We start from the raw sequence: 22,131 nt of genomic DNA on the forward strand, positions 1-22,131 counted from the left end.
AGGAGAATGGACCAACCCCGATTATCCGCCTCCGACCCGCGCGGGGGCAAACCACCACACATTTGGTCACATTATCGCGGGAACCCGTCGCACGATTCCATTCAATGGTCGCGCGGCTCCTCGAAGGTTTCGCGCAACGCGATCTGCATCGTCGCGTGGATTTTCACGCACCAGCGCCATAGCACCGTCAGCAGCAGCGCCGCGCAGAGCAGCACGCCGATCATCAGGCCGAACGGCGGCAGGATCGCGCCCGACAGCGCCGCGACCAGCAGAAAGACGCCGAACATCGCGACGATCGGAATCAGCCCGGAAATCGCCGAGCGGATCGCGCTCGTGAAGCGCCCCGCTTTCGCGGGCTGCACGCTCACTTCGGCGAGCAGCAGCGCGAGCGAGTCGAGCTTGCGATAGACCGCGACCAGAAACGGCAACGCGACGACGAGCGCCGCGCCCCACAACACGACGCGTCGCGCGTTGTCGGTGTCGAGCCAGCGCGCGAGATAGCCCGACGCGAACGGCGCGGCATACGATGCGCCGAGGAAAATCGCCGCCACGAGCGCGAGATTCACCGCGATCTGCAGCACGATGCGCCGCGTCATCGAGAACAGCGTCGGGCCGCCGGACGCGGGCGTCAGGCTCGCGAGCCATTGCGAATACAGCCCGAAGGTATGCACGAGCGGCGCGGGCATCGCGCGCGCAAGGCGCGCCGTGAGCGGATCGGCGGCGCGGATCAGATACGGCGTGAAGAGCGTCGTGAGCGCGGAGACGGCCACCGCGATCGGATACAGAAAGCTGCTCGTGACCTTCAGCGACAAACCCAGCGACGCGATGATGAACGAGAACTCGCCGATCTGCGAGACGCTCATGCCGACGCGCATCGACGTGCGCCCGTCCTTGCCCGCGAGAAAGGTGCCGAGCCCGCACGACACGATCTTGCCGAGCACGACCGCGATCGTGATGACCGCGATCGGCCACGCATAGTCGACGAGCACCGTCGGATTCAGCAACAGACCGATGGTGACGAAGAAGATCGCCGAGAACATGTCGCGCACCGGCGCGATCAGATGCTCGATGCGCGCGAGATGCTTCGACTCCGCCATGATCGCGCCGATCAGGAATGCGCCGAGCGCGATCGAATAGTCGAGCTTCACGACGAGCAGGCAGAAGCCGAAACAAAAGCCGAGCACCGTGACGAGCAGCATCTCGTCGCTCTTGGCTCGCGCGACATAATTGAGCGCGCGCGGCACGGTGAGAATGCCGATCACCAGCGACACCGTCATGAAGAGCAGCAGCTTGCCGAGCGTGACGACCGCGACGCCCGCGCTCACCGAGCCCGTCTGCGCGATGCCGGACAGCAGCACGAGCATGGCGATCGCGAGAATGTCCTCGACGATCAGAATGCCGAACACGATCTGCGCGAAATGCTCGCCCTTCATGCCCAGCTCGGAGAGCGCCTTCACGATGATCGTCGTCGACGAGATCGCGAGCATCGCGCCGAGAAAGAGCGAGTCCATCGCGTTCCAGCCGAACCAGCGCCCGATCTCGTAGCCGACCCAGATCATCAGCACGATTTCCGAGAGCGCCGCGACGAACGCCGTCGCGCCGACCTTGAACAGCTTGCGCAGGCTGAATTCGAGCCCGAGCGAGAACATCAGGAAAACGACGCCCAATTCGCCGAGGGTCTGGATCGTCGCTTCGTCGTGGATCAGATTGAACGGCGGCGTGTACGGCCCGATGATCACTCCCGCCGCGATATAGCCGAGCACGACCGGCTGCCGCAGGCGATGAAACAGCACCGTCACGAGACCCGCGATGGCCATGATCACTGCCAGATCCTGGATGAAGCCGATCGCGTGATGCATCAAACAGTTCCTTACAAAGATATAACCGGAATTCGATGTTACCGCACGGATGGCGCATTCCTGCGCTCAGGCAACAAATACGGGCGAAAAAAATCGGGGACGATGACGCGCCTCGCGCTGGTGCATGCGCGCGCGGGAAAGACGGAGAAAGAAAGGCCCGCGCGAATGGCGGGCCGGAGTCAGGCGAAGTGACGCAGCGCTCAGACCGCCGCTTCGTTTTCCTCGCCGGTGCGGATGCGGATCACGCGCTCGACATCGGCGACGAAGATCTTGCCGTCGCCGATCTTGCCGGTGCGCGCGGCGCCGATGATCGCGTCGATGACCTGATCGGTTTGATCGTTCGCGACGACGACTTCGATCTTCACCTTCGGCAGGAAGTCGACGACATACTCTGCACCACGATAAAGCTCAGTGTGCCCCTTTTGGCGGCCAAAGCCCTTCACTTCAGTGACCGTGAGACCGGTGAGGCCCACTTCCGCGAGCGCTTCGCGAACTTCGTCGAGCTTGAACGGTTTGATGACGGCGGTGATGCGTTTCATGGCGTGCCTCGCGTAAATATCGATTCAAGGGATTCGAGAAAAGGTCGTGTCCCGCGCGGGACAGATGTTTTCGATTCTAGCCGCGTTTCATCGAGCAAGCGTCCGCTATGTGCACGAGATGACCGGATAAACGCGCGATATCACTCGTTCGCGGGGACGCGTTCGAGATCCGCGAGCCACACCGTCGCCTGTCCGTCGCTCGGCGCGCGCCAGTCGCCGCGCGGAGAAAGCGAGCCGCCCGAGCCGACCTTCGGCGCGTTCGGTATGCATGAGCGCTTGAACTGGCTCGTGCGAAAGAATCGATCCAGAAAGATCCGCAGATTCTTGCGGATCTCGCCGAGGTCGTACTGATTCCGCGTAACCGTCGGGCCTTCCGGCCACGCGCCCGCATCGCGATCGCGCCACGCATGCAGCGCGAGAAACGCGACCTTGGATGGTGCAAAGCCGAAGCGCAGGGTGTAGTACAGATTGAAGTCCTGCAATTCGTATGGGCCGATGACGCTCTCCGTCTTCTGCTCCACCACGCCGCTCGTCTTGCCGGGAATGAGTTCCGGGCTGATATCGGTGCTCAGGATGTTTTCGAGCACATCGGTGCCGTTGCCGCCGATCTGCCCCGACTCCGCGACCCAGCGAACCAGATGCGTGATCAAGGTCTTCGGCACGCTCGCGTTGACGTTGTAGTGCGACATGTGATCGCCTACTCCGTAGGTGCACCAACCAAGTGCCAGCTCGCTCAGATCGCCCGTGCCGATGACGATCGCGTTATTGAAATTCGCCAGCCGGAACAGATGGCTCGTGCGCTCGCCGGCCTGAACGTTCTCGTAGGTAATGTCGTATTGCTCGGCGCCGGTGCTGTGCGGATGGCCGATGTCGGAGAGCATCTGCACGCAGCTCGGCCGGATGTCGATCTCGCTCGCCGTGCAGCCGACGACCTCCATCAGCTCGCGCGCCTGCCTGAGCGTGCGGTCGCTGGTCGCGAAAGCCGGCATCGTGTACGCGAGGATGTTCGAGCGCGGCAGGCCGAGACGGTCCATCGCTTTCGCGCACACGAGCAGTGCATGCGTCGAGTCGAGCCCGCCCGATATGCCGATGACGACCTTCGACATACCCGACGATTGCAGCCGTTGCAAGAGCGCCTGCACCTGAATGTTGTAGACCTCGTTGCAGCGTTCGTCGCGGCGCGCGGCGTCGGCAGGCACGTAAGGGAAGCGCGCGACGCGACGTTCGAGCGGCAGCTTTCCCTCGGCCGGAATCGCGAGCGGGAACGCGATCACGTCGAACTGCGCGACTTCTTCCGCGTGCCGATGCGTCGAGCGGCCGAAGGTGGTTTGCCGCATGCGCTCGCGCGAGAGCCGTTCGAGATCGATATCGGCGTAAATGAGGTGCGAACGATCCGAGAACCGCGCGGACTCCGCGAGCAGTTCGCCGTTTTCGTAGATGAGGCCCTGCCCGTCCCAGGCGAGGTCCGTGGACGACTCGCCATTGCCCGCCGACGTGTACAGATACGCCGCGACACATCGCGCGGACTGCTGCCCGACGAGCTGATGCCGATACGCCGACTTGCCGACGACGATATTCGACGCCGACAGATTCACGAGCACGGTCGCGCCCGCGAGCGCCGCGAACGACGACGGGGGAATAGGCACCCACACGTCCTCGCAGATTTCGACGTGGAAGCGAAAGAGCGGCAAATCCTCGATCTGGAACAGCAGCGACGCGCCGAACGGCACGTCCTGACCGCAGAGCCTTACGGTGTTCGTGACGGCGGCATCGGCGGGGCTGAACTGGCGCGCCTCGTAGAACTCGCCATAGTTCGGCAGATAGCTCTTCGGCACGACGCCGCGAATGAATCCTCCGGCGATCACGATCGCGCAGTTGAAGAGCTTGTGCTCGGCCCGGACCGGCGCGCCAACGATCATCGCGATATTCAGCCGCTTCGACGCGTCCAGAATGCCTTGCAGCGCCTCTTCGCAGGCGTCGAGCAAGGCTCGCTGATGAAACAGGTCGTCGCACGTATAGGCGGACACGCCAAGTTCGGGAAACGCGACGAGCACCGCTCCGTGCGCCGCGGCCTCGTTCGCCAGTTCGATCGTCTGCGCCGCGTTGAATGCGGGATCGGCCACCTTGCACGACGGCACGCCGACCGCGACGCGCGCGAAGTCGTGGCTGTAAAGATTGAAGAAGTTTCTGCTCATGGTCGACATGGATGTGCGCGCGTTTGCGGCGAAAGCGATGCGATTGAAACCGTGCGAAAAGCCCTGAGGATTATCGCACTTCAGCCTTTCTTCCTGAACGGCGTATGCGCTTCGAGTTCCACGATATGCTGATCCATCGCCTCGGTTTCGGCATCGAGAAATTCGGCGATCGCGTGCGCGAAACGCTGATCCGCGATCCAGTGCGCGGACCATGTGGGCGTCGGCAGAAGTCCGCGCGACATCTTGTGCACGCCCTGCGCGCCGCCCTCGAAACGCGCGAGTCCATGCTCGATGCAATACGCGATGCCCTGCATATAGCACGTCTCGAAGTGCAGCCCCGAGATGAACTCGCGCGTGCCCCAGTAACGCCCGTACATCGTGTCGCCGCCGATCATGTTGAGCGCGCACGCGAGGCGCTCGCCGTCGGCTTCGGCGATCACGAGCAGCATGCTGTCGGGCGCATCGGCGTGAACTCGGCCGAAGAATTCGCGCGACAGATACGGCGCATTCCAGTGCTCGCGATACGTGTTGTCGTAGCAGTCGTAGAAGAAATCGAGCGCGCCCTGATCGATCTGCGCGCCGCGCAGCCACGTATACGTGACGCCCGCGTCCTTCACGCGCCGCCGGTCCTGCTTAACCTTCTTGCGCTTGTCGTGACTCATGGTCGCGAGAAAGGCGTCGAAACTTTCGTAGCCCTCGCCGGGCAGATTCTCCCAATGAAACTGCACGCCTTCGCGCAGCATGTAGCCCGCGTCCGTCAGCGCCTCGACATCCTGCGCGTGCGGAAACAGCACATGCAGCGAAGAGAGTTCCAGCCTTCGCGTCAGTTCGATCGCGCCGCGCGCGAGCAGCACGCGATCTTCATGATGCGCGGCGATGAGGCGCGGACCCGTCACCGGCGAGAACGGCACGGCGGACAGCGCCTTCGGGTAATAGCGCACGCCGTGGCGCTCGAAGGCGTCGGCCCATGCGTGATCGAACACGTACTCGCCGCGCGAATGCGACTTCAGATACAACGGCATCGCGCCGGCGAACTCGCCGCCGCGCTTCAATATCAGATGATGCGCGCGCCAGCCAGTGCGCTTCACCGCGCACTCCGTCTCCTGCAATGCCGACAGAAACGCATGACGCACAAACGGGTTATCGCCGGCGAGCCGGTTCCAGTCTTCGGCTGGAATCTCGGTGAGCGCATCGACCACATGAATTTCGACTTCGCGATTCAACAGGCTACCTCGCTGAAATATCGATGAGCGCATGCGATGCAATGCGCGCGCCCGAAAGCGGCTATTCTCGCGCAACTCGCAACGGCACGCCGAAGCGCCCAAAAGCGCCCCAACGCGGTGCTTTCAGCGATAATGCGCGGCAACTCACCTCTTACCCGCCGATGCCCTGGTTCCTCTACCTCATCGAATGCGCCGACGGCAGCCTCTACACCGGCATCGCGACGGACGTCGAAGCGCGCTTCTCCGCGCACGCGAGCGGCAAGGGCGCGCGCTATACGCGCGCGAAAAAGCCTTTGCGCGTGCTGGCGTCGTTCGAACTGGAGGGGAAATCGGCGGCGTTGCGCGCCGAGTATCGCGTGAAGCGTCTGAGCGCGCCGCAGAAACGCGCGCTGATCGCGGGAGAGCGATCGATCGAATCGGTGTTGCCCCGGACCGAGGCAAGCGAAGCGCAGGACAACGCCGCCGCGCTGCGAGCAACGCGACGGCGCCTGGTAGTGGCGCGAATTACTTCTTGTAGTTCGCGGCGCCTTCCGTGATTTCCTTGTGCGCGGCCTCGATGCCCGTCCAGCCCTCGACCTTCACCCACTTGCCCTTTTCGAGCGACTTGTAGTTCTCGAAGAAGTGCTTGATCTGGTCCTTCAGGTATTCGGGCACGTCGTCGATCGACTTGAGGTTCGCCGTCATCGGGCAAATCTTGTCGTGCGGCACGGCGACGAGCTTCGCGTCGACGCCCGATTCATCCGTCATCTGCAGCATGCCGAGCGCGCGCGCGCGCACGACCGAGCCGGCCAGCAGCGGGAACGGCGTGATGACGAGCACGTCGACCGGGTCGCCGTCGCCCGACAGCGTCTGCGGAATGAAGCCGTAGTTGGCCGGATAGCGCATGCCGGTGCCGATGAAGCGGTCGACCACGAGCAGGCCCATGTCCTTGTCCGCTTCGTATTTGACCGGATCGCTCTGCGCGGGAATCTCGATGATGACGTTGAAATCCTGCGGGAGGTCTCGGCCGGAAGGTACGTTGTTGAAGCTCATGAGCGCTCTCTGGAGAAGTTGAGTCGGAGATGGAATCGCACGGGCGGACGATACGCTGGAGAACCGCCGCGGCGCGCGCGCGTGAAGGCGCGTGACTGCGTCATTATAGCCAAACGCGTTTGCCCGCCCGCCACCGCCGGCGCGCGCCGGGCGTTGGCGCGATAATCGAAAGCGGCATCGGTTTCCGGCAACAGAGCACCCGATTTCAGGAGACGTGCATGGAAGACGCGAAGCATTTCATCAACAACCGCTGGATCGCGCCATCGGGCGGCGAGACGATTCCGGTGGTCGATCCCTCCGACGGCCAGATCTTCGCGCAGATCGCGCGCGGTACGGCGGGCGATGTCGACCGCGCGGTCGCCGCCGCGCGCGCCGCCTTCGAAGGCGACTGGGGCGCGCTGAGCGCAGCCGAACGCGGACGCATCCTCGCGCGCCTGTCGATGCTGATCGCCGCGTGCCACGAGGACATCGCGCAGGTCGAAGCGCGCGACACCGGCAAGCCGCTCAAGCAGGCGCGCGCCGACGTAACCGGCATCGCGCGCTATTTCGAGTTCTACGCGGGCGCCGCCGACAAACTCCACGGCGAAACCCTGCCCTATCAAACCGGCTTCACGGTGCTCACGATCCGCGAGCCGCACGGCGTCACGGGACACATCGTGCCGTGGAACTATCCGCTGCAGATTTTCGGGCGCAGCGTCGGCGCTGCGCTCGCGACCGGCAACGCATGCGTCGTGAAACCGGCGGAGGACGCGTGCCTGTCGCTGCTGCGCGTCGCCGAACTGGCGGCGGAAGCCGGCCTGCCCGATGGCGCGCTCAACATCGTCACCGGCTACGGGCACGAAGCGGGCGCGGCGCTCGCGCGGCACGCGGGCATCGATCACATCTCGTTTACCGGCTCGCCCGCGACCGGCGCGGCCGTCACCAAGATGGCCGCCGACAACCACGTGCCCGTCACGCTCGAACTCGGCGGCAAGTCGCCGCAGATCGTGTTCGCCGATGCCGATCTCGACGCCGCACTGCCCGTGCTCGTCGCCGCGATCGTGCAGAACGCCGGGCAGACGTGCTCGGCGGGCAGCCGCGTGCTGATCGAGCGCGCGGCGTACGAGCCTTTGCTGGACCGGCTCGCGCAGGCGTTCGCGGCGCTCAGGGTCGGCCCGAGCAAGCTCGATCTCGACTGCGGCCCGCTCATCAGCGCGAAGCAGCAGCAGCGCGTGTGGGACTTCCTGTCCGATGCGCAGCACGACGGCATCCCGATGGCCGCGCACGGCGAAGTCGTCGGCGATGCGCCGGAGGCCGGCTTCTATCAGGCGCCCACGTTGCTGCGCGACGTCCCGCCGACGCACCGCCTCGCGCGCGAGGAAGTGTTCGGCCCGGTGCTCGCCGCAATGCCCTTCGACGGCGAAGCCGACGCGCTCCGGCTCGCCAACGGCACCGACTACGGGCTGGTCGCGGGCATCTGGACCCGCGACGGCGCGCGGCAGATGCGCCTCGCGCGGCGCGTGCGCTCGGGACAGGTGTTCATCAACAACTACGGCGCGGGCGGCGGCATCGAATTGCCGTTCGGCGGCGTGAAACATTCGGGACACGGGCGCGAGAAAGGCTTCGAGGCGCTATACGGCTTCACGACGCTGAAGACGATCGCCATCAAACACGGCTAAATAACGGAGACAGGCATGCGACTGCAAGGCAAAACCGTGATCGTGACGGGCGGCGGCTCGGGCTTCGGCGAAGGCATCGCGAAGACGTTTGCGCGCGAAGGCGCGAACGTCGTCGTCAACGATCTCAACGGCCCGGCGGCCGAGCGCGTGGCGAGCGAAATCGCGCTCGCGTCGTCGCCGGAAGTGAAGCACGGCCGCGCGATCGCCGTGGCAGGCGACGTCACCAAGCGCGCCGACTGGCAAACGCTCTTCGATGCGGCCATCCAGGACTTCGGCAGCGTGCAGGTCGTCGTCAACAATGCGGGCACGACGCACCGTAACAAACCCGTGCTCGACGTGACCGAGGCCGAATTCGACCGCGTCTACGCGGTGAACGTGAAGAGCATCTACTGGAGCGTCGAGCAGTTCGTGCCGTATTTTCGCGAGCAAGGCGGCGGCGCGTTCATCAACATTGCATCGACGGCGGGCGTGCGGCCGCGTCCGGGACTCGTCTGGTACAACGGCAGCAAGGCGGCGGTGATCATCGCGAGCAAGGCGCTCGCGGTCGAGCTGGGCGTGGATCGTATCCGCGTGAACTGCATCAATCCGGTGATGGGCGAAACCGCCCTGCTCACCGAATTCATGGGCATGGACGACACGCCCGAAAACCGCCGCAAATTCCTCGCGACGATTCCGCTCGGCCGCCTTTCGACGCCGCAGGATGTCGCCAACGCCGCGCTCTATCTCGCCTCCGACGATGCCGAGTTCATCACCGGCGTCGCGCTCGAAGTGGACGGCGGGCGCTGCGTCTGAGCGATGCCGGCGCACGCCGCGCGACGAATGCGGCGTGCGCTTAAACATCGGTGCTTTCCCTAGCCATAACAGGCGTTTGGCGTCGATGCCGAAGGGCTAGAATCCTTACGCGTCTGTAATCGCGAGCGGGCCCATCCGCCGGACGCCGTGTGCAAAAAAACCAGAGGAGACGAGCAACATGGCCAGCACCGCCAATCCCATGCCCCGCCCCGGCGCGGGCGCACCATCGGCCTTCGAGGAGGCCACTTATCGCAAGGTCGCGTGGCGGCTCTCGCCGCTTCTTTTGATCTGCTACATCGTTGCGTATCTGGACCGGGTGAATGTCGGGTTCGCCAAGCTGCAGATGGCCGCGGACCTGCAACTGTCGGACGCCGTGTATGGCTTCGGCGCGGGCATTTTCTTTTTCGGCTACTTCATCTTCGAGATACCGAGCAACATCATCCTGCATCGCGTGGGTGCGCGCGTGTGGATCGCGCGCATCATGATCTCGTGGGGCATCATCTCCGCGCTCACGATGTTCGTCACCACGCCGACGATGTTCTACGTGATGCGCTTTCTGCTCGGCGCCGCGGAAGCGGGCTTTTTCCCCGGCATCATTCTGTATCTGACGTACTGGTTTCCGGCGCGCCGGCGCGGGCGCATGACGACGCTCTTCATGACCGCGATCGCGCTGTCGGGTCTGATCGGCGGGCCGGTGTCGGGCTGGATCATGAAGAGCTTCGACGGCGTGCATGGCTGGCACGGCTGGCAATGGCTGCTGTTGCTGGAGGGCATTCCTTCGGTGATCGTCGGTCTGGTCGTGCTGGCGATGCTCGATGACCGCATTTCGCGGGCGAAGTGGCTCACGCAGGAAGAGCGCGAACTGCTCGAACGCAACATCGCGACGGATAACGTCGCGAAGGAAGACATGCCGCTCGGCAAGATCCTGTCGAGCCCGAAGGTGTGGCTGATGAGCCTCATCTACTTCTCGTTCGTGATGGGGCTGTACGGCGTGAGCTTCTGGCTGCCGACGATCATCAAGTCGATGGGCGTGTCCGACGCCTTGCAGGTCGGCCTGCTGTCGGCGATTCCGTATGGCGCGGCGGTGATCGGCATGCTGTACGCGGCGCGCAGCGCGGATCGCAGCGGCGAGCGGCGCTGGCATATTGCGATTCCGGCGTTCATCGGATCGATCGGGCTGGTGTTGTCGGTGGTGTGGTCGTCGAATACGACGCTCGCGATGGTCGGGCTCACGCTTGCCACTACGGGGATTCTCACCACGCTGCCGCTGTTCTGGAGTCTGCCGACGGCGTTTCTCGCCGGCACCGGCGCGGCGGCCGGGATCGCCATGATCAATTCGCTTGGGAATCTTGCGGGGTTTCTGAGTCCTTATCTCGTCGGGTGGCTCAAGCAGGCTACCGGGTCTAACGCCAGTGGCATGTACATGCTTGCGGGCTTCCTGGTGCTCGGTGCACTGCTTGCGCTTAGCGTGCCGGCGCGGATGGTGAATCGTTAAGGCGTTCTGCATCACCGCTTTGGTTCGCGTCGCGCGTCGACAAAAAACGCGAGCGAACCAAAGCAAGGCACACTTCACCCGTTACGGTCGCGACAAAATAAATAGAAGCACACGCGCACCGCAACGATGCACGCCACTTCGCGCTTGCACCAAAACCCCGCCGCGAAGCGAATATCTGCCTCAGTAAAAATTCCCCCAGACAGGCATCAAACCCGCGCCATTCGGGCATTTCACCCCCATTGGCATAACCCTTGCAGAACGATGCGAGCAATCGTCATTGCTCAAACAAACACATCGGCAAGGGGAACACTCATCATGAAACGACGCAGTCTGCTGAAGTTCGGCTCCATGTCGGGCGCACTCGCCCTCGCGGGTCAGCTCCCGATCACGAAAGCGCAAGCCGCCGATACGGGTCCGATCAAGGTCGGCATCCTGCACTCGCTGTCGGGCACGATGGCGATCTCCGAGACGTCGCTGAAAGACACGGCGCTCATGACCATCGCCGATATCAACAAGAGCGGCGGCGTGATGGGCCGACAACTCCAGCCCGTGGTCGTCGATCCGGCCTCGAACTGGCCGCTCTTCGCCGAGAAAGCGCGCCAGCTTCTCACGCAGGACAAGTGCGCGGTCGTGTTCGGCTGCTGGACGTCCGTCTCGCGCAAGTCGGTGCTGCCGGTCTTCGAAGAACTCAACGGCCTGCTGTTCTACCCCGTGCAATACGAAGGCGAAGAGATGTCGCGCAACGTGTTCTACACGGGCGCCGCGCCGAATCAGCAGGCGATCCCCGCCGTCGAATATCTGATGGGACCGGAAGGCGGCAGCGCCAAGCGCTTCTTCCTGCTCGGCACCGACTACGTGTACCCGCGCACGACCAACAAGATCCTGCGCGCATTCCTCCACTCCAAGGGCGTCAAGGATGCGGACATTCAAGAGGTCTACACACCATTCGGACATAGCGACTATCAAACCATCGTCGCGAACATCAAGACCTTTGCCCAAGGGGGAAAGACGACTGTCATCTCTACGATCAACGGCGATTCCAACGTACCGTTCTACAAGGAACTCGGCAACCAGGGCCTGAAGGCGACCGACGTGCCCGTCGTCGCGTTCTCGGTCGGTGAGGAAGAGCTGCGCGGCATCGATACCAAGCCGCTCGTCGGCCACCTCGCCGCATGGAACTACTTCATGTCGGTGAAGAACACCAACAACTCGAAGTTCGAGAAGGAATTCTTCGAGTACGTGAAGGCGCAGAACCTGCCGGGCGGCGACAAGCGCGTCACCAACGATCCGATGGAAGCGACCTTCGTCGGCATCCATATGTGGAAGCAGGCCGTCGAAAAGGCCAAGAGCGCCGATGTCGACAAGGTCCGCACCGCGATGATCGGCCAGACCTTCGCCGCGCCCTCGGGATTCACGCTGTCGATGGACGGCAACCACCATCTGCACAAGCCGGTGATGATCGGTGAAATTCGCGGCGACGGGCAGTTCAACGTCGTGTGGAAGACCAAGACCGCGGTGCGCGCGCAACCGTGGAGCCCGTATATCGCGGGCAATCAGGGCAAGCCGGATATCGTCAGCTCCATTCCCGCGTTCCTGCGCCGTCAGCGCGTGCAGCTCGCGTGATCCAGTGATGGTTTGAAGCAGTGAGGCCGCGCGCTCGTTCGTGATTCGCGCGGCCGTCCATGTCTCATCAGAAAGGCCATCATGACCGGTTCCTTGATGCGGGTCCTGCTCGCGCTCCTCATCGCGATTGCGCCATTCAGCGCCCGCGCGCTCACCAACGACGATCTCGCGCCGCTCGCCGGCGACGACTTCGACGCCAAATCCGCCGCCATCGACAAGCTCATCGCGAACGCCGACGCGCCTTCGGTCGCCGTGCTCACCGCGTTGTCCGATGGCTCGCTCGTCGCGACCGACAACGGCCACGTCTACATCCAGGCCGACGACGTCAACAAGGACCCGCTCACCGGCAAGACCGTCGAAGCGCCGGATGCGCAGCAGATCACGCTCTCCAACACCCTGCGCTCGAAAGTCGCGGGCGCGTTGTCGGGCTTGCAGCTCGCTTCCGCCGATACCGCGAAACGCCGCGACGCGATCACAGCGCTCCTGAAGAATCCGGACGCAGCGATGAAGCCGATGATCGACCGCGCCCGCGCCATCGAAAAGGATCCCGACCTGAAGAAGCGCCTCGACACGCTCTGGGCGATGACCGCGCTGCACGATCCCGACGTCGGCAAGCGCCTCGAAGCTGCGCAACTCGTGGCCGCGCGGCATGACCTCGACATGTACGAGCTGCTACGCCCGATCGTCGCGAAGAAAGCCGATGGCACCTTCAACGAGCCCGACGAGCGCGTGCGCAATGCGGCGCAGGAAGGTCTATACGCGCTCGATTCGATTCAACGCCGCAGCGAAATCTTCGGCACGCTGTTCGCGGGCCTGTCGCTGGGCAGCGTGCTGTTGCTCGCGGCGCTCGGCCTCGCGATCACGTATGGCCTGATCGGCGTCATCAACATGGCGCACGGCGAATTCCTGATGATCGGCGCGTACGCGACGTATGTCGTGCAGAACCTCGTGCAGCACTACGCGCCCGGCGCGTTCAACTGGTATCCGTTGTTCGCGGTGCCCGCATCGTTCATCGCGGCGGCGCTGGTCGGCATCGTGCTGGAAAGACTCGTGCTGAAGCATCTCTATGGACGTCCGCTCGAAACGCTGCTGACGACCTTCGGCATCAGCCTCATCCTCATTCAGGCGACGCGCACGCTGTTCGGCGCGCAGAACGTGCAGGTGACGAATCCTTCGTGGATGAGCGGCGGCGTCGCGGTGATGCAGAACCTGATCCTGCCGTACAACCGTCTGACGATCCTCGCGTTCTCGGTCGCGGTCGTGCTGATCGCGTGGGCCGTGCTCACCAAGACGCGTCTGGGCCTCTTCGTGCGCGCGGTGACGCAGAACCGCCGCATGGCAGCGTGCGTCGGCGTGAAGACCGCGCGTGTCGATTCGTATGCGTTCGCGTTCGGCGCGGGCATCGCGGGACTCGGCGGCTGCGCGCTCTCGCAGATCGGCAACGTCGGACCGGATCTCGGCCAGAGCTACATCATCGATTCGTTCATGGCGGTGGTGCTCGGCGGCGTCGGTCAGCTCGCGGGCACGGTGATCGGCGGCTTCGGGCTCGGGCTCGTCAGCAAGGCGGTCGAGCCGTTCTGGGGCGCGGTGCTCGCGAAGATCGCGGTGCTCGTGCTCATCGTGTTGTTCATCCAGAAGCGGCCGCAGGGCATGTTCGCCCTGAAGGGCCGCAGCGCGGAGGCCTGAGCCATGACCGCCTCGACCAATATCGGCGCGAATCTCGACGTCGCGCCGCAACCCGATGCAGCCGCCGCGCGCGCGGGCTTCGCGCTCGGCCTTCCGCCGCGCGCAGCGCTCCTGCCGCGCAACGGCTGGCTCGCGCTGATCGCGCTCATCATCGCGATGGGCATCTTCGTGCCGGTCAGCGCGCTCGTGCTGCCGGAGACGAGCACGTTCCATCTGTCGGCCTACGCGATGACGCTGACGGCCAAGCTCATGTGCTACGCGATCGGCGCGCTCGCGCTCGATCTCGTGTGGGGCTACTGCGGCATCCTGAGCCTCGGCCACGCGCTCTTCTTCGCGCTCGGCGGCTACGCGATGGGCATGTACCTGATGCGCTCGATCGGCCGCGAGGGCGTGTACAAGAGCGACCTGCCCGACTTCATGGTGTTTCTCGACTGGCACAAGCTGCCGTGGTACTGGGAAGGCACCGAGCATCTCTGGTATGCGTTGCTGCTCGTCGTGCTCGTGCCCGGCGTGCTCGCGTGGGTGTTCGGCTTCTTCACGTTCCGCTCGCGCGTGAAGGGCGTGTATCTGTCGATCATCACGCAGGCGATGACCTTCGCCGCGATGCTGCTTTTCTATCGCAACGAGACCGGCTTCGGCGGCAACAACGGCTTCACGGACTTCAAGCGCATCGCGGGCTTCGCCGTCACGCATCCGGGCACGCGCACCGCGTTGTTCCTGATCACCTTCGCCGTGCTCGTGCTTGCGTTTCTCGCGGCGCGCTGGATCGTCACGTCGAAACTCGGGCGCGTCGTGACCGGCGTGCGCGATGGCGAAGCGCGTCTGATGTTCCTCGGTTACAGCCCGCTCGCATACAAGCTTTTCATCTGGACCGTGTCGGCGGTGCTGTGCGGCATCGCGGGCGCGCTGTATGTGCCGCAGGTGGGCATCATCAATCCGAACGAGATGTCGCCGGCGAACTCGATCGAAATGGCGATCTGGGTCGCGGTCGGCGGACGCGGCACGTTGATCGGTCCGATCATCGGCGCCTTCGCGGTGAACGGCGCGAAGAGCTTTTTCACGGCGTATTTCGCGGAGTACTGGCTGTTCTTCCTCGGCCTCATCTTTACGCTCGTGCCCTTGCTGTTGCCCAACGGCATCATGGGTCTGATCGAACTCGCGCGCCGCAAAAAGACCGCAGGAGACGCAGCAGAATGACCGCACATAACGCACTGATCGTCGATCTGCCGCCGATGCCACCGCTCGACGAGCGCATCGGCCTGAACAGCGTCGCGGGCCTGGGGCATGTGCTCGCGCCCGGCGAGATCGACATATCGCACGGCACGATTCTCTATCTCGAAGACGTGACCGTGAGCTTCGACGGCTTTCGCGCGTTGAACAAGCTGACGCTCTCCATCGACGTGGGCGAATTGCGCTGCGTGATCGGCCCGAACGGCGCGGGCAAGACCACCATGATGGATGTCATCACGGGCAAGACGCGGCCCGATGCGGGCAAGGTCTTTCTCGGGCAGACGCTCGATCTCGCGCGCATGTCGGAGCCGGTGATCGCGCGCACGGGCATCGGTCGCAAGTTTCAGAAGCCGACCGTGTTCGAGAATCATCCTGTGTGGGAGAACCTCGAACTCGCGATGAAGACCGACAAGCGGTGGTTCGCGTCGTTGCGTGCGCGGCTGGATGGGCAGGCGCAGGCGCGCATCGAAGAGACACTGGAGCTGATTCGCCTGCAGCATCAGGCGACGCGGCTTGCGGGCGAGCTTTCGCATGGGCAGAAGCAGCGGCTCGAGATCGGCATGTTGCTGATGCAGCAGCCTTCCCTTCTGCTTCTCGATGAACCCGCCGCCGGGATGACCGATCAGGAAACCATGGAGTTGGCGGAGCTTTTGAACAAGCTCAGGGGTTCGTGTTCGATGATGGTCGTCGAGCATGATATGGAGTTTGTTGCCGCGCTTGCTGGTGTGAATGGGAAGGTTACTGTGATGGCCGAAGGGAGTGTTCTTGCTGAAGGCTCGTTGGATGACGTCAAACGGGACGAGGCCGTTATTGAGTCTTATCTTGGGCGTTGATGGTTTTTTTTTGGGCTTTCATGGAATCCTGATTTCGTGTCGGTCTATTAGCACTGCCCCTGTGCGGGGCGGCAGTCACTTTCTTTGCTGCTGCAAAGAAAGTAACCAAAGAAAGCAGCTCGACACGCCCGCGGTCACACGCAATTTGGCCACTATTCTCGTCGTTCGTGGCCTCTGTAGCGAGTGCCCTCGTAGGCCTAACCGGGCGTGGACCGCGCACGGTCTGACTAGCCAGTTGTTTAAGCGCGCTGGTTCAGCACGAAATGGCTTCGGCACAGCGCTATGCGCTGCCGTCGGGTATGCAAGGGAAACCGACGAGAAATGAGAAACGCAGAAACACACGCAGACCCGATTGACCGGTCGGCCGCGAAGCGGGCTGGAGCCCTTTCGTGCTGAACCAGTCTGTTCCGTGGTGCGATGTGGCAGACCGTGCGCGGTCCAAGCCGGATGTGGCCTATGAGGGCACTCGCTACTGAGCCCACCGCATCTGGCAAGCATGGCCAAACTGCGTGTGACCGCGGGCCGTGCCCTAGCTGCTTTCTTTGGTTACTTTCTTTGCAGCAGCAAAGAAAGTGACCCCCGCCCCGGGGAGGGGCAGTGCCAATAGACCGACACGAAATCAGGCAATCCATAGAAGCCCAAGCGCAATCGAACAACCCAAGCAGAGAAAAGCACATGCTGGAAGTCGAAAACCTGAACCAATACTACGGCGGCAGCCACATCCTCCGCGATGTGAAAATGACCGTCCCCGACGGCACGCTAACCGTGCTCCTCGGGCGCAACGGCGTCGGCAAAACGACGCTCCTGCGCTGCCTGATGGGCGTCGTCCCAACCAAAAGCGGCACCATCAACTGGCGCGGCAACAAGATCTCGTCGATGCCCACTCACGCGCGCGTCGCGAGCGGCCTCGCCTATGTCCCGCAAGGACGCGACATCTTCGGCCGTCTCACCGTGGAAGAAAACCTGCTGGTCGGCGCGGCGAGCCGCAAGTCGCCATCAAAAATCCCCGACCACATCTACGCGCTCTTCCCGGTCCTCAAGGACATGAAAAACCGCCGCGGCGGCGATCTCTCCGGCGGTCAGCAGCAGCAACTGGCCATCGGCCGCGCGTTGATGAGCGAGCCGCAACTGCTCATCCTCGATGAGCCGACCGAAGGCATCCAGCCCTCGATCATCCGCGACATCGGCCGCACGTTACGACAGCTCGTCGATGAAATGGGCATGACGGTGCTGCTCGTCGAGCAGTATTACGACTTCGCCCGCGAGCTCGCCGACCGCTACTGGGTCATGAGCCGCGGTGAAATCGTCGCGGGCGGCACCGGCGCGGAAATGGACGCTCATGGAGTGCGCGAGCTGATCGCCGTATGATGCAGGCTCAGCTCTGAAACGCACCGCTCATGCTCCACGAATCCCATGCAACGCTGGTCGATCCGAACATCTGGCGCGGCTCGCTCGAACTCGGCTACGCGCGTCAGCACGGCCGCACGGTCTGCGTTCATCGCAAGCATGAAGGCCCCTTGCGATTGCAACGGCCGCTCTATCCCGAAGGCGATATCTGTCATTCGGTGATCGTGCATCCACCGGGCGGCGTGGCGGGCGGCGATCGCCTGTTCATCGACGTCCGCCTGCAAGAGCACACGCACGCCGTCATCGCGACGCCCGGCGCGACCAAGTGGTACAAGGCCAACGGCAAGCTCGCGACGCAGCGCATCGACATCGGTCTCGCGGCGCACGCAAAGCTCGACTGGCTGCCGCAAAACAATATCGTGTTCGAATCGTCGAACGTCGAGCTCGAATTCGATCTCACGCTCGATGAAGGCGCGAGCGCCATCGGCTGGGACGCGATGCTGCTCGGCCGCGCCGCCGCCGGCGAAAAGTGGACGCAAGGGCATATCAAGGCGACCTCGCGTATCGCGCGCCGCGACGGCGCGACGCTCTGGTTCGAGCGCACCCTGCTCGATGCAGCCGATCCGCTACGCGATGGCGCGCAAGGGCTCGCGGGCTTCCCCGCCTACGGCGCGCTCTGGGCGATCGGCCCCGCTTGCGACGATGCGCTCGCCGAAGCCCTCACCGCGCAACTGCCCTTCGACGATGAACTGCGCGCGGGCGCATCGTGCGTCGCGCCGGGCGTGCTGATCGTGCGCGCAATCAGCCGCTCGATGGAGCCGCTGCAACGCGCGCTCACCGATTGCTGGACGCAACTGCGCCCGCTCGTGCATGGCGTCGACGCGCGGCCGCTGCGGTTGTGGACTACCTAGTACGCACCAGCGCGGCGCATCCGGCTGCACATCGGTTGTGCGTGTCGATCCGCGCGGAACCGGCAAACGCAGACGGCACAACGGGGAAGCATCGATGGCACGACTCTCGCTTTAAGCCTCGGCTCAAGAGCCGCGCCTTCCAACGCGGCCGCTCAAGACCGAAGGATCATCGATGCTCACTACGTTCTCCCGCGCGCGACGCACCGCACTCGTCGCGCTGCTGCTTTCTCTCGCGCCCTTCGCCGCGCACGCCGACGCGCTCGACACCATCGCGAAGAACGGCACGCTGCGCGTGGCCGTGCCCGAGGACTATCCGCCCTTCGGCTCGGTCGGCGCGGACATGAAGCCGCAAGGCTACGACGTCGACATGGCCGCGCTGCTCGCGAAGTCGATGAACGTGAAGCTCGAACTCGTGCCCGTCAACAGCGCGAACCGCATTCCGTATCTCACGACCAACAAGGTCGATCTCGTGATCTCGTCGCTCGGCAAGACGCCGGAACGCGAGAAGGTGCTCGATTTCTCGACGCCATATGCGCCCTACTTTCAGGGCGTGTTCGGCCCCGCCGACATCAAGGTGAGCAATCCCGCCGATCTCACCGGCAAGACCGTCGGCGCGACGCGTGGCGCGCTCGAAGAAATCGCGCTGTCGCAGATGGCGCCGAACGCGACCATCAAGCGCTTCGAGGACAACAACGCGACCATCTCCGCGTTTCTCTCGGGACAGGTGCAACTGATCGCGGCGGGCAATATCGTCGCGGCGGCGATCCTCGCGAAGAATCCGCCGCGCCGCCCGGAAGCGAAGTTCATCATCAAGGATTCGCCGTGCTTCGTCGGCATGAACAAGAACGAGCCGCGCCTGATGGCCAAGGTCGATGACACCATCGCGCAGGCGAAGAAGGACGGCACGCTCAACACGATGTCGAAGAAGTGGTTCAGTCAGCCGCTGCCCGCGAGCCTTTGATCGAGAGCACGGCATCGTATGGCCTATGAACTCCACTTCGCGGATCTCGCACAATACGCCGGCATGTTCGCGAGCGGCGCAGCGACGACGCTTGCACTGACCGCCGTCGCGACGACGCTCGGCGTAACGGTCGGCGTGCTCGGCGCAGCGGCGCGCGGCAGCCGGCATGCATGGGCGAGCGCGATCGTCGGCGGCTATGTCGAGGCGGTCCGCAACACGCCGTTCATCGTGCAACTGTTCTTCGTGTTCTTCGGCCTGCCCGCGCTCGGCATTCACCTGAGCGAATACGTCGCGGCCATTCTCGCGATGACGCTGAATCTCGGCGCGTATTCGGTCGAGATCATCCGCGCGGGCATCGGCGCGGTACCGAAGGGACATCACGAAGCGGCGGCCTCGCTTGCGATGTCGCGCGGCGAGACGTTTCGCCATGTCGTGCTGCCGCAGGCGCTCGCGAAGGTGTTTCCCGCGCTCACCAGCCAGATCGTCATCACGATGCTCGGTTCGGCGGTCGTATCGCAGATCTCGGTGCCGGACCTCACCTATGCCGCGAGCTATATCCAGTCACGCAACTTCCGCGCGTTCGAGACGTTCTTCTTCATCACGGCCGCGTATCTCGCGATGGCGCTCGTACTGCGCACCGCGTTGAACGCCGTGGGCAAGCGCTTCCTGATGAACAACCGGAGCGGTGCGCGATGATCGAATTCACCCTCGCGCAGATCTTCGAGAACCTGTTGCTCGCGGCGCGCTGGACCGTCGTATTGTCGATCGTGTCGTTCGTGCTGGGCGGCGTCGTCGGCTTTGCGCTGCTCGTGATGCGCGTGTCGAAATCGCATGTGCTGCGCACGCTCGTCAAAGGCTATATCCAGATCTTTCAGGGCACGCCTTTGCTGATGCAACTGTTCCTCGTGTTCTTCGGTTTGCCCCTGCTCGGCATCGATGTATCGCCCTGGCTCGCCGCGACGGTCGGTCTCACGCTCTTCACCAGCGCCTATCTCGCGGAGATCTGGCGCGGCGCGGTCGAAGCGGTGCCGAAGGGACAGTGGGAAGCGTCGTCGTCGCTGGCGATGAGTTACTTCGAGCAGTTACGGCACGTGATCCTGCCGCAGGCGACGCGCATCGCGGTCGGTCCGACGGTCGGCTTCGCGGTGCAGGCGGTGAAGGACACGGCGCTCGTATCGATCATCGGCTTCACCGAACTCACGAAGGCCGGCACGATGATTTCGAATGCAACGTTCCGGCCGTTCCTCGTGTATGGCCTCGTCGCCGTCATCTACTTCCTGCTTTGCTATCCATTGACGCGTTATGCACGCACGCTCGAAAGGAAATGGAATGCCGCTCGTTGAAACACGCAATCTTCAAAAGCAGTTCGGCGCGAATCAGGTGCTGAAGGGAATCGATTTTTCGGTCGAGCGCGGCCAGGTCGTGTCGATCATCGGACGCAGCGGCTCGGGCAAGAGCACGTTGCTGCGCACGTTGAACGGACTGGAAAGCATCGACGAAGGCTCGATCGAAATCGACGGCGAACATGTCGATGCGCGTCATGCGGACTTGCGCGCGCTGCGCCTCAAGGTCGGCATGGTGTTTCAGCAGTACAACCTATTTCCGCATCTCACCGCCGGCGAGAACGTGATGCTCGCGCAGACCGTCGTCAGGAAGATCCACAAGGCGAAGGCGCGCGCGACCGCGCATACGGTGCTGGAGCGCGTCGGTCTCGGCGACAAGTTCGACGCGTATCCCGATCAGCTTTCCGGCGGACAGCAGCAACGCGTGGCGATCGCGCGCGCACTGGCGATGAAGCCGACCGTATTGCTCTGCGACGAGATCACGTCGGCGCTCGATCCCGAACTCGTCGGCGAAGTGCTCGCGGTCGTCGAAGACCTCGCGCGCGATGGCATGACGCTCATCATGGTCACGCACGAAATGCGCTTCGCGCGCCGCGTGAGCGACAAGGTCGTGTTCATGCATCAGGGACGCGTGTGGGAATCGGGCGCGCCGGAAGCGATTTTCGAGCGGCCATCGACCGTCGAACTGCAGCGCTTCATCCAGTGAAATGCAAGCTCGCCGAAAGCCCATCCGATGCTAGCATTGCAAGGCCCGAAACGCCTTTCTCCGTAAAAGAAGCTCATGAAACTCACGCCCAGAGAAAAGGACAAGCTGCTGATCTTCACAGCGGCATTGCTCGCCGAACGCCGCCGTGCGCGCGGCCTCAAGCTCAATCATCCGGAAGCCGTCGCGTTCATATCGGCGGCATTGATGGAAGCGGCGCGCGACGGCAAGACCGTCGCCGAAGTCATGCACTACGGCACCACGCTCCTCACGCGCGACGATGTGATGGAAGGCGTGCCCGAGATGATCCCCGACATCCAGATCGAAGCGACCTTCCCCGATGGCACGAAGCTCGTGACGGTTCATCATCCGATCCCTTAAGAACATGATCCCCGGCGAATATTTCATCGACGATGGCGAGCACGAACTCAACGCGGGACGCGAGACCGTGACGGTCGTCGTCGCGAATCATGGCGACCGGCCCGTGCAGGTCGGCTCGCACTTCCATTTCTACGAAGTCAACGCGGCGCTCAAGTTCGAGCGCGAGACGGCGCGCGGCTTTCGCCTGAACATCGCGGCGGGCACTGCCGTGCGCTTCGAGCCGGGACAGGAACGCACGGTCGAACTCGTCGCGCTCGCGGGCGACCGGCGCGTCTATGGCTTCAATGGCCTCGTGATGGGCCCACTCTGACCAGGAAATG

General features: G+C 63.7%; 21 protein-coding genes. 16 read left to right on the plus strand and 5 right to left on the minus strand.

All coding sequences use genetic code 11. From position 1 onward, the window contains the following. Positions 1-101 precede the first annotated feature (101 nt). From BTHE68_RS09700 to BTHE68_RS09715, 4 genes are all read right to left on the minus strand, one after another. Positions 102-1,859 carry a cation:proton antiporter gene (locus BTHE68_RS09700; protein ID WP_162066142.1) on the minus strand — a complete coding sequence of 586 codons (1,758 nt, stop codon included), beginning with the start codon at positions 1,857-1,859 and terminating at the stop codon, positions 102-104. 200 nt (positions 1,860-2,059) lie between these two features. Continuing rightward, a complete protein-coding gene (gene glnK, locus BTHE68_RS09705; RefSeq protein ID WP_061179489.1) occupies positions 2,060-2,398 on the minus strand; it encodes a P-II family nitrogen regulator in 339 nt (112 codons plus the stop codon). Positions 2,399-2,538: 140 nt separating this feature from the next. Then, on the minus strand, positions 2,539-4,593 hold the full coding sequence (locus BTHE68_RS09710; protein ID WP_162066849.1) for an NAD(+) synthase: 2,055 nt from the start codon (positions 4,591-4,593) through the stop codon (positions 2,539-2,541). 80 nt (positions 4,594-4,673) lie between these two features. Continuing rightward, positions 4,674-5,816 (minus strand): GNAT family N-acetyltransferase, encoded by a 1,143-nt coding sequence (locus BTHE68_RS09715; RefSeq protein WP_162066143.1) that lies wholly within the window; start codon positions 5,814-5,816, stop codon positions 4,674-4,676. A gap of 161 nt (positions 5,817-5,977) precedes the next feature. On the opposite strand from BTHE68_RS09715, the gene BTHE68_RS09720 reads away from it, so the two are divergent. Next, positions 5,978-6,352: a GIY-YIG nuclease family protein gene (locus BTHE68_RS09720; protein WP_162066144.1), complete on the plus strand. Its 375-nt coding sequence runs from the start codon at positions 5,978-5,980 to the stop codon at positions 6,350-6,352. Here BTHE68_RS09720 and ppa read toward each other — a convergent pair. Beyond that, the gene (gene ppa / locus BTHE68_RS09725; protein ID WP_162066145.1) at positions 6,321-6,848 is read right to left on the minus strand and encodes an inorganic diphosphatase; all 528 of its coding nucleotides are present in this window, start codon (positions 6,846-6,848) and stop codon (positions 6,321-6,323) included. The genes BTHE68_RS09720 and ppa overlap by 32 nt on opposite strands. A gap of 218 nt (positions 6,849-7,066) precedes the next feature. Between ppa and BTHE68_RS09730 the strand changes: the two genes are divergently transcribed. The 15 genes from BTHE68_RS09730 (at position 7,067) to BTHE68_RS09800 (ending at position 22,121) form a co-directional block, all read left to right on the plus strand. Then, a complete protein-coding gene (locus BTHE68_RS09730; protein ID WP_162066146.1) occupies positions 7,067-8,506 on the plus strand; it encodes an aldehyde dehydrogenase family protein in 1,440 nt (479 codons plus the stop codon). Positions 8,507-8,521: 15 nt separating this feature from the next. Beyond that, positions 8,522-9,298 carry an SDR family oxidoreductase gene (locus BTHE68_RS09735; RefSeq protein ID WP_162066147.1) on the plus strand — a complete coding sequence of 259 codons (777 nt, stop codon included), beginning with the start codon at positions 8,522-8,524 and terminating at the stop codon, positions 9,296-9,298. A gap of 178 nt (positions 9,299-9,476) precedes the next feature. Continuing rightward, positions 9,477-10,793, plus strand: a complete 1,317-nt coding sequence (locus BTHE68_RS09740; RefSeq protein WP_162066148.1) for an MFS transporter — start codon at positions 9,477-9,479, stop codon at positions 10,791-10,793. 315 nt (positions 10,794-11,108) lie between these two features. After that, complete coding sequence (urtA, locus tag BTHE68_RS09745) at positions 11,109-12,416, plus strand: urea ABC transporter substrate-binding protein (protein ID WP_162066149.1); 1,308 nt, start codon at positions 11,109-11,111, stop codon at positions 12,414-12,416. Positions 12,417-12,497: 81 nt separating this feature from the next. Beyond that, positions 12,498-14,102 carry an urea ABC transporter permease subunit UrtB gene (gene urtB, locus BTHE68_RS09750; RefSeq protein ID WP_162066150.1) on the plus strand — a complete coding sequence of 535 codons (1,605 nt, stop codon included), beginning with the start codon at positions 12,498-12,500 and terminating at the stop codon, positions 14,100-14,102. A gap of 3 nt (positions 14,103-14,105) precedes the next feature. Further along, the gene (gene urtC, locus BTHE68_RS09755) at positions 14,106-15,299 is read left to right on the plus strand and encodes an urea ABC transporter permease subunit UrtC (RefSeq protein WP_162066151.1); all 1,194 of its coding nucleotides are present in this window, start codon (positions 14,106-14,108) and stop codon (positions 15,297-15,299) included. A gap of 35 nt (positions 15,300-15,334) precedes the next feature. Then, on the plus strand, positions 15,335-16,165 hold the full coding sequence (gene urtD / locus BTHE68_RS09760) for an urea ABC transporter ATP-binding protein UrtD (protein WP_162066850.1): 831 nt from the start codon (positions 15,335-15,337) through the stop codon (positions 16,163-16,165). 675 nt (positions 16,166-16,840) lie between these two features. Further along, positions 16,841-17,533 carry an urea ABC transporter ATP-binding subunit UrtE gene (gene urtE / locus BTHE68_RS09765; RefSeq protein WP_162066152.1) on the plus strand — a complete coding sequence of 231 codons (693 nt, stop codon included), beginning with the start codon at positions 16,841-16,843 and terminating at the stop codon, positions 17,531-17,533. Between the two features lie 29 nt (positions 17,534-17,562). After that, positions 17,563-18,423 (plus strand): urease accessory protein UreD, encoded by an 861-nt coding sequence (locus BTHE68_RS09770; RefSeq protein WP_162066153.1) that lies wholly within the window; start codon positions 17,563-17,565, stop codon positions 18,421-18,423. A 172-nt stretch (positions 18,424-18,595) separates the two neighbouring features. Beyond that, positions 18,596-19,384, plus strand: coding sequence for a transporter substrate-binding domain-containing protein (locus BTHE68_RS09775; RefSeq protein WP_162066154.1), 789 nt, complete (start codon positions 18,596-18,598; stop codon positions 19,382-19,384). An 18-nt stretch (positions 19,385-19,402) separates the two neighbouring features. Next, a complete protein-coding gene (locus tag BTHE68_RS09780) occupies positions 19,403-20,080 on the plus strand; it encodes an amino acid ABC transporter permease (RefSeq protein WP_162066155.1) in 678 nt (225 codons plus the stop codon). Continuing rightward, positions 20,077-20,727 (plus strand): amino acid ABC transporter permease, encoded by a 651-nt coding sequence (locus BTHE68_RS09785; RefSeq protein ID WP_162066156.1) that lies wholly within the window; start codon positions 20,077-20,079, stop codon positions 20,725-20,727. Before BTHE68_RS09780 ends, BTHE68_RS09785 begins: the two co-directional genes overlap by 4 nt. Continuing rightward, positions 20,714-21,433 (plus strand): amino acid ABC transporter ATP-binding protein, encoded by a 720-nt coding sequence (locus BTHE68_RS09790; protein WP_162066157.1) that lies wholly within the window; start codon positions 20,714-20,716, stop codon positions 21,431-21,433. Before BTHE68_RS09785 ends, BTHE68_RS09790 begins: the two co-directional genes overlap by 14 nt. 75 nt (positions 21,434-21,508) lie before the next feature. Beyond that, on the plus strand, positions 21,509-21,811 hold the full coding sequence (locus tag BTHE68_RS09795; protein ID WP_008342482.1) for an urease subunit gamma: 303 nt from the start codon (positions 21,509-21,511) through the stop codon (positions 21,809-21,811). A 4-nt stretch (positions 21,812-21,815) separates the two neighbouring features. Next, the gene (locus tag BTHE68_RS09800; protein WP_061176620.1) at positions 21,816-22,121 is read left to right on the plus strand and encodes an urease subunit beta; all 306 of its coding nucleotides are present in this window, start codon (positions 21,816-21,818) and stop codon (positions 22,119-22,121) included. The last annotated feature ends 10 nt before the right edge of the window (positions 22,122-22,131 follow it).

The sequence above is a fragment of the Burkholderia sp. THE68 genome, assembly GCF_009938265.1.
GTDB lineage: Bacteria > Pseudomonadota > Gammaproteobacteria > Burkholderiales > Burkholderiaceae > Caballeronia.

Coding starts and splice junctions, on each gene's coding strand:
- BTHE68_RS09700 (WP_162066142.1), bottom strand. CDS start 1,859: ATGCATCACGCGATCGGCTTCATCCAGGATCTGGCAGTGATCATGGCC.
- glnK (WP_061179489.1), bottom strand. CDS start 2,398: ATGAAACGCATCACCGCCGTCATCAAACCGTTCAAGCTCGACGAAGTT.
- BTHE68_RS09710 (WP_162066849.1), bottom strand. CDS start 4,593: ATGAGCAGAAACTTCTTCAATCTTTACAGCCACGACTTCGCGCGCGTC.
- BTHE68_RS09720 (WP_162066144.1), top strand. CDS start 5,978: ATGCCCTGGTTCCTCTACCTCATCGAATGCGCCGACGGCAGCCTCTAC.
- ppa (WP_162066145.1), bottom strand. CDS start 6,848: ATGAGCTTCAACAACGTACCTTCCGGCCGAGACCTCCCGCAGGATTTC.
- BTHE68_RS09730 (WP_162066146.1), top strand. CDS start 7,067: ATGGAAGACGCGAAGCATTTCATCAACAACCGCTGGATCGCGCCATCG.
- BTHE68_RS09735 (WP_162066147.1), top strand. CDS start 8,522: ATGCGACTGCAAGGCAAAACCGTGATCGTGACGGGCGGCGGCTCGGGC.
- BTHE68_RS09740 (WP_162066148.1), top strand. CDS start 9,477: ATGGCCAGCACCGCCAATCCCATGCCCCGCCCCGGCGCGGGCGCACCA.
- urtA (WP_162066149.1), top strand. CDS start 11,109: ATGAAACGACGCAGTCTGCTGAAGTTCGGCTCCATGTCGGGCGCACTC.
- urtB (WP_162066150.1), top strand. CDS start 12,498: ATGACCGGTTCCTTGATGCGGGTCCTGCTCGCGCTCCTCATCGCGATT.
- urtC (WP_162066151.1), top strand. CDS start 14,106: ATGACCGCCTCGACCAATATCGGCGCGAATCTCGACGTCGCGCCGCAA.
- urtD (WP_162066850.1), top strand. CDS start 15,335: ATGCCACCGCTCGACGAGCGCATCGGCCTGAACAGCGTCGCGGGCCTG.
- urtE (WP_162066152.1), top strand. CDS start 16,841: ATGCTGGAAGTCGAAAACCTGAACCAATACTACGGCGGCAGCCACATC.
- BTHE68_RS09770 (WP_162066153.1), top strand. CDS start 17,563: ATGCTCCACGAATCCCATGCAACGCTGGTCGATCCGAACATCTGGCGC.
- BTHE68_RS09775 (WP_162066154.1), top strand. CDS start 18,596: ATGCTCACTACGTTCTCCCGCGCGCGACGCACCGCACTCGTCGCGCTG.
- BTHE68_RS09780 (WP_162066155.1), top strand. CDS start 19,403: ATGGCCTATGAACTCCACTTCGCGGATCTCGCACAATACGCCGGCATG.
- BTHE68_RS09785 (WP_162066156.1), top strand. CDS start 20,077: ATGATCGAATTCACCCTCGCGCAGATCTTCGAGAACCTGTTGCTCGCG.
- BTHE68_RS09790 (WP_162066157.1), top strand. CDS start 20,714: ATGCCGCTCGTTGAAACACGCAATCTTCAAAAGCAGTTCGGCGCGAAT.
- BTHE68_RS09795 (WP_008342482.1), top strand. CDS start 21,509: ATGAAACTCACGCCCAGAGAAAAGGACAAGCTGCTGATCTTCACAGCG.
- BTHE68_RS09800 (WP_061176620.1), top strand. CDS start 21,816: ATGATCCCCGGCGAATATTTCATCGACGATGGCGAGCACGAACTCAAC.